The organism is Spirulina sp. 06S082, from assembly GCF_034932145.1.
GTDB lineage: Bacteria > Cyanobacteriota > Cyanobacteriia > Cyanobacteriales > Spirulinaceae > CCY15215.
Map to the genome: position 1 here is coordinate 1 of NZ_JAYGHV010000171.1, position 11,860 is coordinate 11,860.

Sequence of the window (11,860 nt, forward strand, 5' to 3'; positions counted from 1 at the left end):
ATGGTTCTCAAAATATTGGTGCGAGATATTGGGCTTGGAAACGCAAACTGGCGCACAGAAATGGTTGTCAGTTGTCTGATGGCAAAAGTTCCTCAGACAAACGGAGAATGCCCGTCACTCTCTCTACATTATGGGAGAGTGAAGCCCCTCATCTATCCGAAGGATGATGAGCGGGTGTATTCACTCAATAACTCAACTTGCTAGTTATTTATCTACATCTCTTCCCTAATTCCATTAGGCAGAGGTGAGAACAGGACTCATTACCATACCTGATAGCATCCGTTCTAGCTCATCTCGCCCCGGAAAACCTTCAAGACGATGAATGACCTCTCCTTCGGAAAACAGAAGGACTGTGGGCAAAATCTTTAAACGGTAGGTGTTAACAAGTTTAAGATTTTCATCGGCATTGATTTTAACCAGTTTAAGCGGTTGATGACTTTCCTCTCGAAACTTGAGTAAAGTGGGTTCAATATCTCGACACAATTTACACCAAGGTGCCCAAAAATGAACCAAAACGGGTTGTGCGGATGCTAAAACGTGCTGGTTAAAATCGAATTCGCAGAGATGGCGCATTTTCTTCTTGTGGAATTTAAAAGCGGGCATTGTTATGCAATTCATGCTACATCTAATTGCGATTCATTACCAGAAAATGTTATGGGGGAAATAGCTACCAGGGAACTCTGGCCGTGACAGCGATCAACCATGGGTGTCCCCACCAAAGCAGGGCGATAAAGGCGGTGACTCCTAAATAGGCAGGACAGAGAAATTCCTGCCATTGTAGGGTTTGACGACCCTCGAGGATAGCACGGAAGGGAATGACCGAAGTTCGTTCTTTAACTTTGAGAAACTCATCCCCATAACGTTGATGCCAACGGCGATCGCCATGCCACACCGCGAAGACATGATGAGCGATTAGCCCCAAGGAAGTCAATAGTGTAAAGGTACTGCCGATCCAAAGAGTGTGGGCAATACACCAGATAACCTGTCCCACCATTTGCGGATGTCGAGTAATGCGAATGATTCCTGTTTCGTAAAGATGAATCTCTGGTTTTTGGATAGCAGCAATTTCCAAAAGATTGAAAGTTGCGGGATAGAGAAAGAAAAAAGAAATCGCACTGAGACTCCAAACAACTGCCTTGATGCCTGGAATGCCTTGCACCTGCCACAAAATCAAACCATCGTAATGATGATTAAAGAAATAAATAATTAATACCGTCGCGAAAGGAATGCTGACGAGGGCAAAGAAAACCCGATAGAGTCTCGCACCAATTTTAGCTTCCCCCCAGCCTCGCAGGGCGGCTAGACCGCTATGGGCGATCGCAAACCCGAACAGCAGTGCTAACATTATCCCGTGACTGGCGCTAAACCATGAATCCCTCATTTTTAATGTTTTTTAATAATCCACTGAAGGCTAGGTTTTCTTGGACTTGGTTAAGTAAACCTAATGATTCTCAGCTTAACCGTTACCCTGTTGTGATACTGTCAAGGTCAACAGGGGACGCGCAACAAGCGCAAGATTAACATATAAATTGATTAAATCAGATCGTTGAATCAGACTGTGAGTGTTGGAGTCCCCAAGCCCTTTATTTTCTCTTTGGGTATTATGTCGGAAATTCCGTTCACCCTCGACCAACTTCGCATCCTCAAAGCCATCTCGACTGAGGGGAGTTTTAAGCGGGCTGCAGATAGTCTTTATGTCTCTCAACCCGCCGTCAGCTTACAGGTGCAGAACCTGGAAAAGCAAATGGGGGTTTTCCTGTTCGATCGCGGCGGACGCAAGGCACAATTGACAGAAGCGGGGCATCTTCTCCTCAATTATGGGGAAAAAATTCTCAGTTTGTGTCAAGAAACCTGTCGGGCGATCGAAGATTTGCAGAATTTGCAGGGGGGAACTCTGATCGTGGGGGCTTCCCAAACCACGGGAACTTATTTACTTCCCCGCATGATCGGTCTATTTCGCCAACATTATCCCGATGTATCGGTGCAGTTGCAAGTTCACTCCACTCGTCGTACTTCTTGGAGTGTTTCTAATGGTCAAGTCGATCTGGCGATTATTGGCGGTGAAGTACCTTCAGAGTTACAAGAGATACTCGAAATCAAGTCTTATGCTCGAGATGAACTGGCTTTAATTTTACCCTTGTCCCATCCCTTTGCTAAATTGGGCATTATTCAGCGAGAAGACCTTTATAAACTTAATTTTATTGCCCTCGATTCTCAATCGACGATCCGCAAGGTGATCGATCGCGTTCTGACAACGGCGGATATTGACCCCAAGCGGTTAAAAATTGAAATGGAACTCAATTCCATCGAAGCGATTAAAAATGCTGTCCAGTCGGGTTTAGGTGCCGCTTTTGTCTCTATTTCTGCGATCGAAAAGGAATTACGCATGAAAATCCTGCACCGCGTCAATATTGAAGGCGTTACGGTGAAACGCACTCTTTCTGTAATTATCAATCCCACGCGCTACCGTTCTAAAGCTGCCGAGGCTTTCATTCGGGAGATTTTACCTCAGTTTTCTACCCATAAGGATTTCGCTTTAATCGGGCGACCGCAACAGGATAAAGTATCTAAAGCCAGCGAGAAAGCAGCTAAAGCGAGAGAAGAGGAAAGTGAGTTAAATTCATTGACATCGGAATCAACGGAAACTTGACGGAAACTTAAGTAGGGCGATCGCAAAGCATCTCGAAACGAGAGTTGTGCTTTATTCTCGGGCATTTTTAGAGTGAATAAACAGTTGGAATTGAAAAAAATGTACGGTTTTGGCGGTCCCTTTGGTGGCGATCCCAACTACGTGCAAGGAGTAGCCCAAAAATTAGGAGGAATGCTGGTGGCGATCGCCCTTTCTGGAAAAGCCTCGGCAATTTATTGGGCAGTTAGTCCCGATGGAGGTAAAATCGAAGAAATTGGCGAATATAGCGAACAAGATTGGCAAGATAAGGCGATCGCAAGTCCTCATATCAAATCCGCATGAATACTATCATTAAAAATCTAGGGAGCGAGACGCTCCCACTACGATAATATTCAATAATTACAGTAGTGCGGGTACCTTGCCCGCTTGTTATACCCATTAACCGGATTTGATATCAAGTGCAAAAATATGGTTGCATCCATGCAAAACGAAGCTGATATTTTAGCCGTTTCCAATGGGTTTCTAGTTCAATCAAAACCACTTCTCAAAGTGTTATACAAGTGATGGCAGATGCACCAATTAATTTGCCACCACCTCCTCAACAAATTGCGATCGTCCCCTATGTAGGGGTTTGGTCTCCAAACCCCTACATAGGGGAATTTTGTCATCCTTTAGCGATTTTGTAATTGAGCGGGTTTGACTGCAATATTGAGAGAATCATTACCTCGCCGAACCTTAAAGGTCAAAGATTGACCAATGCGACTTTCCTCAACAATATTTTGAATTTCTAGCCCGCTTTTCACAGGCTTACCATCAATTTCAACAATAATATCAGCACGACGCAATCCCGCTTTAGCCGCAGGAGTATCGGGCAAAATCCGCCAAATTAAAACTCCTTCTACTTCCGGAATGATAAAGGTTGAATTGGGATTTTCATTGCTGCGTTTCGCCAATTCCGGCGTAATATCTCGCATTTCAATGCCTACATAAGGGTGAGGAACCTCCTTACCCGCCGCAAGGATATCCTTTAACTCCTTGGCCTTATTGATGGGAATAGCAAAGCCAATTCCTGTCGCATTGGCGCGGATCGCCGTATTGATGCCGATCGCCTCCCCTGCTGCATTCAACAAAGGTCCTCCAGAATTACCAGGATTAATCGCCGCATCGGTTTGCAGGAAATTGAGGCGTTTATCGGGAATGCCGATTTGAGAAGAAGGACGATCTAATGTGCTAATAATGCCCAAGGTGACGGTATTGTTTAATCCTCCTGGACTCCCTACCGCGATCGCCCAGTCTCCTACTTGCATCCGATCGGAATCCCCCAAAGGAGTTACGGGTAAATTGCTTGCCCCCTTAATTTTCACCACCGCCAAATCCGTCACGGGGTCCGATCCCAATACTGTCGCCTCAAATTCGCGACCATCTTGTAGGGTAACATTGACCTCATCTGCTCCACTGACCACATGAGCATTGGTGAGAACAATGCCATTTGTGTCAATAATAAACCCAGACCCTTGACCCGATACGCGTCGTTCTTGGGGCATTTGTTCGGGAAAGCGATCGCCGAAAAATTCTCGAAAAAAAGGGTCTTCAAACATAGGAGGGCGGCGGGTTTCCACCGTTCGTGCCGTATCGATGCGAACTACCGCAGCCCCGGTTTGGGCGATCGCCTTGGTGACGAAACTGCCTTGACTGGAGGGAGTCAGTTGGGCAACGAGGGTGCCAGAATTTTCGACTGGAGATACGGCGATCGGGGCGGGATCTGCTTGGGAAGAAGAGACGCGCAACGTCCCAAACGTCAAGACCACCCCCAGGATTAATGCGAGTAAATGGGTAGCAAATCTTTGCATGGCTGTTGAAAAACGCATCGTTATATCGTTATAACGTTCAATTAAGAAACTAATTGCAGAATTTAAACAAAATTCTAACCTTATCGATGTTAGCGCGAGATTTTCGCACAATGCTAAAGTCAGATTTTGGCCAGCAGAAGAGGATTTATCTTGATACACTGGGATCGGTAGGTTCAGAGGCAAAATCGTGACCCAAACACAAACATCAGCAAGTACAATCGGGAACTATGCTCCGGATTTTGAGTTGCCTGGCATTGATGGAGAAGTGTATCATCTCGCTTCTTCCCTCGAACTATTGCAGGGTTTAGGGGTTGCTTTCATTAGCCATGAATGTCCCTACGTCCAACTGTATCTCGATCGCCTCAAACAAATTCAAGGGGAATTTGGCGATCGCGGTTTTTCCCTGATGGCCATTAACGCTAACGATTCCGATCGAGTCCCCTCTGACAATTTTGAGCAAATGAAAATCTTTGCTCAAGAGCAAACCTTAAATTTTCCTTATCTGCGCGATCCTTCTCAAGATGTGGCCTTGGGGTTCAAGGTGGAAGGAACTCCCGAAGTTTTTTTAGTCGATAAAAGCGGCATTATCTGTTATCGGGGGGCGATCGACGACTGCCCAGAATCTCCCCAAACCGTTACCAAACATTATCTTCGTAATGCGATCGCCGCTCTCCTCGAAAATAAGCCCATTTCCCCCGCAAAAACTGCCCTAGTCGGTTCTCCCCTAAAATGGCGCGAAGCCTAAACTCTCCCCCAACTCCCCCCCCACTTCCCACCCTCCCCACCCTCCCCACACTCCCCCAACTCCCCACACTTTCCCCATTGCCTGTATAGTAATTGAGGCAAATCAAACGAGCCAATCCAGTCAAAATCGTAAGTAAAGTCGCAAAAAACCGATGGCATACCGAAGGGTTTTACTAAAATTGAGCGGCGAAGCCTTAATGGGGGATTTAGGTTATGGGATCGATCCTCAAGTTGTTGCAGATATCGCCAAGGAAATTTCCGAAGTCGTCAAAATTGGCATACAAATTGCCATAGTAGTCGGAGGAGGGAATATTTTCCGAGGGGTTAAAGCCTCTGCCGCCGGAATGGATCGAGCCACCGCCGATTATGTGGGTATGATTGCTACGGTTATGAATGCCATGACCTTACAAGATGCCCTCGAACAAATGGAAATCCCCACCCGAGTACAAACGGCGATCGCCATGCAAGAAATTGCCGAACCTTATATCCGCAGAAGGGCGATTCGTCACCTCGAAAAAGGGCGGGTGGTCATCTTTGGCGCAGGCTCTGGTAATCCCTTTTTTACCACAGATACCACCGCCGCCCTCAGAGCCGCCGAAATCGAAGCTGAGGTGATTTTTAAAGCCACTAAAGTCGATGGCATCTACGACTCAGATCCGAAATTAAATCCCCAGGCGCGACGTTATAAGAGTTTGACTTACGGCCACGTTTTAAGCCATGACTTAAGGGTAATGGACGGCACCGCGATCGCCCTTTGTAAAGAAAATAACATCCCCATCATCGTTTTCGATCTTTCCGTCAATGGGAATATTATTCGCTCGGTGAGTGGGGAACAAATTGGAACCTTGGTAGGAGGCAACTGTGAAATTAACTGAAATTGAAGACCACATGACCCAAACCGTTGAAGCAACCCAACGCAACTTTAATACTATCCGCACGGGTCGCGCCAATACGCAACTCCTCGATCGCATTACGGTGGAATATTACGGTGCGGAAACACCTCTCAAAGGAGTGGCCAACATCAGCACCCCCGATGCCACCACGATTCTGATTCAGCCCTACGATAAAAACAGCATGGGGGCGATCGAAAAAGCGATTACCCTCTCAGACATCGGATTGACTCCCAATAACGACGGTGCAAATATTCGCTTGAATATTCCCCCTCTCACCAGCGATCGCCGCAAAGAATTAGTCAAACAAGTGGGAAAACTGGCGGAAGAAGGCAGAGTGGGTATTCGTAATATTCGCCGGGATGCGATCGAGTCTGTCCGAAAACAGGAGAAAAAACACGACCTCTCCGAAGATGAATCCCGAGATTTACAAGAACAAATCCAAAAAATGACGGATAAATACAATCAAGAAATTGATAAAATCTTGGCGGCTAAAGAGAAAGACATCACGACGATTTGAGGAATCTAAATGCTGGATTGTATTATTGTTGGAGCCGGACCTGGGGGAGCATCTGCTGCTTATCATCTCGCTAAACGAGGGCGCAGGGTAGTGGTGTTAGAAAAAGCCAAACTCCCCCGTTATAAGCCCTGTGGGGGCGGTGTTTCTCCCGTTGTTGCCCAATGGTTTGATTTTGATTTTAGTCCCGCGATCGCCGCTAAAGTCGATGGCGTTAAATTCACCTGGCAGCATGGCGATCGCGTTGCCGCAAACCTCAATACGGAACCGATGTGGATGGTTAAGCGAGATGTCCTCGATCGCCTCTTATTGGAGCAAGCTCAAGCATTGGGTGCAGAGATTCGAGATGAGACAGAAGTAACTGCTCTCAACTTTAACGGCACGGCTTGGCAAGTTAGCACCACCGGGGGCAATTTAGAAGCCACCTACGCGATCGGTGCCGATGGTGCCACAGGGATTTGTACCCAATTATTCGGCTTTGAAGAGCGAGAAATTCGTCCGGGTGGAGTATTGGAGATTAACACGCCCCCCGATGCTCCCGATGCGGTTCATTTTGACTTTGGTTCTCTCAAAAAAGGCTTTATTTGGGACTTTCCCCAAGGTAGTTCCCATACCGCCAGTGCAGCGATCATGAGAGGATCGGGAAAAAACTCAGAAGTCAAAAAACAATTGCTCAATTATGCCAAACAACTCAATCTCGATGAAAGTCAATTCACTTATTATGACTGTCCGACGGTTTTATGGAGTGAAGAGCGTGTCTTTCATCAGCAGAATTCCCTGTTAGTGGGAGATGCTGCGGGCTTGGCAGATCCTCTCCTTGCCGAAGGAATTCGCCCAGCTTTATTGAGTGGTCTTCGTGCCGCAGAAGCCATCGATAATTCTTTGGCGGGAGATAATAATGCCTTAGAAAACTATACACAAATCCTGCAAGAAGAATGGGGAAAAGATATGGGTTATGCTAAAACTTGGGGGGATTTTTTCTATAACAAATATAATATCCCCGGAATGTCTTCTCAAATTTACAAAATTGGAGTTAAACGTCCTGTTGCCGCTAAAATCATGAGTCAAATTCTCTGTGGCGAGATGCGTTATTCCGATGTGGGGGAACAAGTGATTAAAATCTTCAAAAAGTTTTTTAAACTGGGAAAATAAGCGATCTTTGACGGTTTGCCCTCTGTCATCTTAAAATGCAAAATTATTGCCTTGAGCCGACTATAATGGAAAAATACAAAACAACGTTTTGACATTAGGGTGTCCCCAGCCAAGAGAGGACAACAGAGGAAATGAAGCTCTCAGGCTCAGTGTTGTAGCAATCGTAGATAAGGTCACGTTATTTCCAAATTCCGAATAATGTCAGTATCTCTAGAAATGAAAACCGATGTCGATCTGATCAAAACCCTCAGCCCGAGTGCAATGGATCAGATCATGTTTTACTTAGCCTTTAGCGCCATGCGGACAAGCGGCCATCGACATGGTGCCTTCCTGGATGCAGCAGCGACGGCGGCTAAGTGCGCGATTTATACCACGTTTGTCGAACAGAGCGAAAATATTCGCATGACCGGACATTTGCATCATATCGAACCCAAACGGGTGAAAGCAATTGTAGCTGAGGTTCGACAGGCGATCGCCGAGGGCAAGTTATTAAAAACATTAGGGTCCCAAGAACCCCGCTATCTGATTCAATTTCCTTATGTTTGGTTAGAAAAATATCCTTGGCAGAAAGGGCGATCGCGGATTGAGTCCACCAGTTTGACAACAGATCAAAAACAGAATATTGAAGCCAAAATTCCGGATAATCTACCGGATGCCCTCTTAATCAACTCGTTTCAATTTTTCGAGTTGATCGAATTTCTTCACTTACGTTCTCAAGAAATATTGCCTGAAGAAAGGCGAATGTCTATGAGTGAGGCATTGGCAGAACATATTAAACGGCGCTTGGTTTACTCGGGAACGGTGATGAGAGTAGACAATTCTTGGGGGTTGCCTTTTTATGCTCTCACTCGTCCCACCTATTCTCCTGTAGGACGAGAAGAGCGCACTTATACGATGGTAGAAGATACTGCTCGTTATTTTCGTATGATGCGAGATTGGGCAGAGGAAAAACCCAATGTAATGCGTTTATTGGAAGAATTAGACATTCCCGAAGAAAATCTAGCGGCGGCAAAAGCGGATTTAGATGAAGTCATTCGCACTTGGGCGGATAAACACCACCGCAAGGGAGGTAAATCCATGATTTTACAGATGGTGTTTGGAGACAAGGAAGATTAGTCGATCGCCTCTCCAAGACAGCAAAAAACGCGAAGAGTAAATCTTTGCGTTTTCTGTATTTAATGAAATGGGGTCAATTAAAACCTAGCTTAGAAACAAACAATCGACTACCATTCCCGCACATAACAACATCATGTAGAGAATGGAATATTTAAAGAGAGATTTTGCCAAAATTTTATCCGAGGGATTTTGCTTGAGTTGCCATGCTTTGCGAACAAAAATAGCATTGAGAATGACCGCGATCGCGCCGTAAATCCAGCCCAAAACTCCCAAAGGATATATTAAGAAGAAAGTAAAAGGAACAACCGCTAAAGTATAAAGCCAAATTTGTTTTACCGTCTCTTCTTCTCCTTCGATGACAGGCAACATGGGGATATTAACTTGCGCGTAGTCATCCCGAATCATTAATGCTAATGCCCAGAAATGAGGAGGAGTCCAGAGGAAAATAATCGCAAAAAGTAACCAAGGAGCCCAACTTAAACCCCCCGTTACTGCTGCCCAACCCACTAAAGGAGGAATCGATCCGGCTGCCCCGCCAATGACAATATTATGAACCGTCGATCGCTTCAAAAAGCGCGTATAAACGATCATATAAAACCCAATACCAGACATGGCTAAAAAGGCACTGGCTAAATTAGCAAATAATGCTAATAGAGAGAAAGATAAAGACCCTAGGATAATAGCAAAGATGAGAGCATGATGGGGTTGAACTCGACCAGAAGGAATGGGACGCTTGCGAGTCCGTAACATTTCATAGTCAATATCGCGATCGTAAACACAATTAAAAGTTTGAGCAGAAGCGGCGGCTAAAGTCCCACCAAGTAAGACGATGAGTAATAAAATCGGATCGATTTGTCCTTTACCCGCCATCCACATAGCGGCGGCTGTCGTAATCAACAACAGAGGAATAATACGAGGTTTCGTCAGTTGAAGATAACTTTGGCAAACTTCCCGAAAATTCTCGTGTCGAGAAGGCAAACTTGTTCCTAACATACTCATTTCCTAAATAAATAACGTGCAAGGTGAGAAAAAATGATTTTAGTGGGAGTATTGTCCTGTATTGGTTTCTCCCGCGCTAAGAGAATGATTGAGATTGAGTGACATTACGGCGAGCCAACACGGAAAACATGACTAAAACTCCAAGTAATGCTGCCCCGATCGCCTGATGGGAAATCGTCAAGATTTCTACTTGCAACCGAAAGCGATAGGTCGCAACTCCCAATAAAATTTGCAGTAAGACTAAAAACGCCGCAGAATTTGCCAGAATTCGCAGGGTAGGATGGAGGGCTGGGGTGCGCCAAGCAAAGACGATCGCGGCTACTGTCGTCAGGGTGGCGGGGATGACTCCGAGCAAATGGCTGTTCATAACGGCGCAAAGGTGGGAACCCCACAAACACTGATGTAATGCCCATTGAGAGGCGACTAATGCCCCTAACAAACTTTGCAGGTAAATGGCGATCGCGGCGGCCAGACCCAAACCAGAGAGATATTTTCCTGTTCCTGTTGCGTTATAGGGCATCAAGGCGGCACCGATCGCCAATAGAGTACAGAAGAAGAGTAAAGCGGTTCCTAAATGGGCGGTGACAACGTCAAATCGTAGGAGTTCCGTCACCGTCAGTCCCCCGAGTAGACCTTGAACGAGAATCGATCCCAGGGCAAAAGTTGAAGCGTAAGGCAACCAGCGAGGCAGTTGCGATCGCCACCACCAGGACAACCCGGCTAAGGCGATCGCGCTAAACCCGACGATGGCTGCGTCTAAGCGATGAAACCACTCTAGAAACACTCGTAGGTTCATCTGTTCAAAGGGCAAAAATTGTCCATAACAGAGAGGCCAGTCAGGGCAGGCCAGCCCGGCATTCATCACCCGCGTGGTACTCCCCACCGCCATCAATAGAAAGGTAGCAATGGCGATTTTCCACACCAAGCGGCGAATTTGCACTTGAGGGGAAAGTGGGGCAATTGATGGTTTAAGAACTGATTCGGTCATGGGTGTTTTTTACTTTAAAATTCATCAATAACGAGCGATCGCTCCTTCTTTTTAGCAAGAGGATGTTTCTTGAGGGTTGATGAGAGTATTGGCTCACCTTCTTACGACTTTAACGAAATTCCAGCAATTGCTAGATTGACTTTAAGTATTCTTCAGATTGCTAATGGCAAACCTTAAAAAAAGTTTACGAAAAGATTAAAAAATAATTAAGAATCTACGGCGATCGCCAAAAATTATACAGAATCCAGTTCCCACAAACCTTTATTAACACGAACACCTGAAATACTGTAGCGACGTTGCACGCAACGTCGCTACAGAAGGAAGAAGGAAGAAACAATAAAAATGTCCCTCTCGCTACAGAAAATTTCCTGTTTAGGGTGGATTTTCGGCAATCTTAAAAGAGTGTCAAAATATACAACAGGGCAAAAAGAATAATCCAGATAATATCGACAAAGTGCCAATAAATTTCCGCCATTTCGACTCCGGTGTGTTTGTGGGCGTGGTAATGACCGGGACGGCGCGATCGCCAAACAACACCTAAAATGAGCATAATGCCGATAAAAACGTGCAAACCGTGGAATCCGGTCATAATATAAAAACAGTTAGAAAAAACGTTTTCAGTCAGACCATATCCTAAAGTTAAATACTCATAAACCTGACCGCCGAGGAAAATAGCACCCATTAAAGCCGTAATACCATACCATAAACGCAATCCAGAGACATCATTATTTTTAACCGCCGTATCGCCGCGATGAATGACAAAACTACTGGAAACTAAGATAATGGTGTTAATGGTGGGAAGCAAAAGTTCAACTTCTGTTCCTTCAGGAGGCCAAGTTAAATGAGATGAACGGTAAATCAGATAAGAGACAAATAAGGCCGCAAACATTAAAGATTCAGAAATCAGGAAAACCAGCAGCCCGAAAGTTCTAAAATCATGTTCTTCATGAGCGGCTTCTGGGGGTTTCGATCCGT

General features: G+C 45.5%; 14 protein-coding genes. 8 read left to right on the top strand and 6 right to left on the bottom strand.

The features are described 5' to 3' along the window. Positions 1-234 precede the first annotated feature (234 nt). Together VB714_RS12690 and VB714_RS12695 are read right to left on the bottom strand one after the other, a co-directional pair. Entirely contained in the window at positions 235-603 is a 369-nt protein-coding gene (locus VB714_RS12690) for a thioredoxin family protein (RefSeq protein WP_323224681.1), read from the bottom strand. A gap of 64 nt (positions 604-667) precedes the next feature. Beyond that, positions 668-1,381 (bottom strand): NnrU family protein, encoded by a 714-nt coding sequence (locus VB714_RS12695; RefSeq protein ID WP_323224682.1) that lies wholly within the window; start codon positions 1,379-1,381, stop codon positions 668-670. A gap of 222 nt (positions 1,382-1,603) precedes the next feature. Here VB714_RS12695 and VB714_RS12700 point away from each other — a divergent pair, with 222 nt between their 5' ends. From VB714_RS12700 to VB714_RS12710, 3 genes are all read left to right on the top strand, one after another. Further along, the gene (locus VB714_RS12700) at positions 1,604-2,650 is read left to right on the top strand and encodes a LysR family transcriptional regulator (protein ID WP_416309669.1); all 1,047 of its coding nucleotides are present in this window, start codon (positions 1,604-1,606) and stop codon (positions 2,648-2,650) included. Positions 2,651-2,722: 72 nt separating this feature from the next. Beyond that, on the top strand, positions 2,723-2,971 hold the full coding sequence (locus VB714_RS12705) for a hypothetical protein (protein WP_323224686.1): 249 nt from the start codon (positions 2,723-2,725) through the stop codon (positions 2,969-2,971). Between the two features lie 221 nt (positions 2,972-3,192). Next, the gene (locus VB714_RS12710) at positions 3,193-3,315 is read left to right on the top strand and encodes a hypothetical protein (protein ID WP_323224687.1); all 123 of its coding nucleotides are present in this window, start codon (positions 3,193-3,195) and stop codon (positions 3,313-3,315) included. Here VB714_RS12710 and VB714_RS12715 read toward each other — a convergent pair. Beyond that, on the bottom strand, positions 3,301-4,497 hold the full coding sequence (locus VB714_RS12715) for an HhoA/HhoB/HtrA family serine endopeptidase (RefSeq protein WP_323224689.1): 1,197 nt from the start codon (positions 4,495-4,497) through the stop codon (positions 3,301-3,303). The two genes, VB714_RS12710 and VB714_RS12715, sit on opposite strands and share 15 nt — an antisense overlap. Before the next feature lie 169 nt (positions 4,498-4,666). Here VB714_RS12715 and VB714_RS12720 point away from each other — a divergent pair, with 169 nt between their 5' ends. The 5 genes from VB714_RS12720 (at position 4,667) to hetR (ending at position 8,898) form a co-directional block, all read left to right on the top strand. Further along, positions 4,667-5,224 (top strand): thioredoxin family protein, encoded by a 558-nt coding sequence (locus VB714_RS12720; protein WP_323224691.1) that lies wholly within the window; start codon positions 4,667-4,669, stop codon positions 5,222-5,224. A 151-nt stretch (positions 5,225-5,375) separates the two neighbouring features. Continuing rightward, positions 5,376-6,098, top strand: coding sequence for a UMP kinase (gene pyrH / locus VB714_RS12725; RefSeq protein WP_323224693.1), 723 nt, complete (start codon positions 5,376-5,378; stop codon positions 6,096-6,098). Further along, the gene (frr, locus tag VB714_RS12730; RefSeq protein ID WP_323224695.1) at positions 6,085-6,633 is read left to right on the top strand and encodes a ribosome recycling factor; all 549 of its coding nucleotides are present in this window, start codon (positions 6,085-6,087) and stop codon (positions 6,631-6,633) included. The genes pyrH and frr overlap by 14 nt, the downstream gene beginning before the upstream one ends. Before the next feature lie 9 nt (positions 6,634-6,642). After that, the gene (locus VB714_RS12735) at positions 6,643-7,782 is read left to right on the top strand and encodes a geranylgeranyl reductase family protein (protein WP_323224697.1); all 1,140 of its coding nucleotides are present in this window, start codon (positions 6,643-6,645) and stop codon (positions 7,780-7,782) included. 216 nt (positions 7,783-7,998) lie between these two features. Next, complete coding sequence (gene hetR / locus VB714_RS12740; protein ID WP_416309670.1) at positions 7,999-8,898, top strand: heterocyst differentiation master regulator HetR; 900 nt, start codon at positions 7,999-8,001, stop codon at positions 8,896-8,898. 84 nt (positions 8,899-8,982) lie between these two features. Here hetR and VB714_RS12745 read toward each other — a convergent pair whose 3' ends face one another. From VB714_RS12745 to VB714_RS12755, 3 genes are all read right to left on the bottom strand, one after another. Next, positions 8,983-9,891, bottom strand: a complete 909-nt coding sequence (locus tag VB714_RS12745; protein ID WP_323224701.1) for a heme o synthase — start codon at positions 9,889-9,891, stop codon at positions 8,983-8,985. An 82-nt stretch (positions 9,892-9,973) separates the two neighbouring features. Further along, positions 9,974-10,885: a heme A synthase gene (locus VB714_RS12750; RefSeq protein ID WP_323224703.1), complete on the bottom strand. Its 912-nt coding sequence runs from the start codon at positions 10,883-10,885 to the stop codon at positions 9,974-9,976. Between the two features lie 394 nt (positions 10,886-11,279). Continuing rightward, positions 11,280-11,860: heme-copper oxidase subunit III (locus tag VB714_RS12755; RefSeq protein WP_323224705.1), on the bottom strand; the 581-nt coding region annotated here is incomplete at its 5' end.

What these genes read in the sequence shown, in the direction of transcription:
- VB714_RS12710 (WP_323224687.1), top strand. Translation starts at nt 3,193, where the DNA reads ATGGCAGATGCACCAATTAATTTGCCACCACCTCCTCAACAAATTGCG.
- VB714_RS12745 (WP_323224701.1), bottom strand. Translation starts at nt 9,891, where the DNA reads ATGTTAGGAACAAGTTTGCCTTCTCGACACGAGAATTTTCGGGAAGTT.
- VB714_RS12700 (WP_416309669.1), top strand. Translation starts at nt 1,604, where the DNA reads ATGTCGGAAATTCCGTTCACCCTCGACCAACTTCGCATCCTCAAAGCC.
- VB714_RS12715 (WP_323224689.1), bottom strand. Translation starts at nt 4,497, where the DNA reads ATGCGTTTTTCAACAGCCATGCAAAGATTTGCTACCCATTTACTCGCA.
- VB714_RS12690 (WP_323224681.1), bottom strand. Translation starts at nt 603, where the DNA reads ATGCCCGCTTTTAAATTCCACAAGAAGAAAATGCGCCATCTCTGCGAA.
- VB714_RS12695 (WP_323224682.1), bottom strand. Translation starts at nt 1,381, where the DNA reads ATGAGGGATTCATGGTTTAGCGCCAGTCACGGGATAATGTTAGCACTG.
- hetR (WP_416309670.1), top strand. Translation starts at nt 7,999, where the DNA reads ATGAAAACCGATGTCGATCTGATCAAAACCCTCAGCCCGAGTGCAATG.
- VB714_RS12735 (WP_323224697.1), top strand. Translation starts at nt 6,643, where the DNA reads ATGCTGGATTGTATTATTGTTGGAGCCGGACCTGGGGGAGCATCTGCT.
- pyrH (WP_323224693.1), top strand. Translation starts at nt 5,376, where the DNA reads ATGGCATACCGAAGGGTTTTACTAAAATTGAGCGGCGAAGCCTTAATG.
- VB714_RS12750 (WP_323224703.1), bottom strand. Translation starts at nt 10,885, where the DNA reads ATGACCGAATCAGTTCTTAAACCATCAATTGCCCCACTTTCCCCTCAA.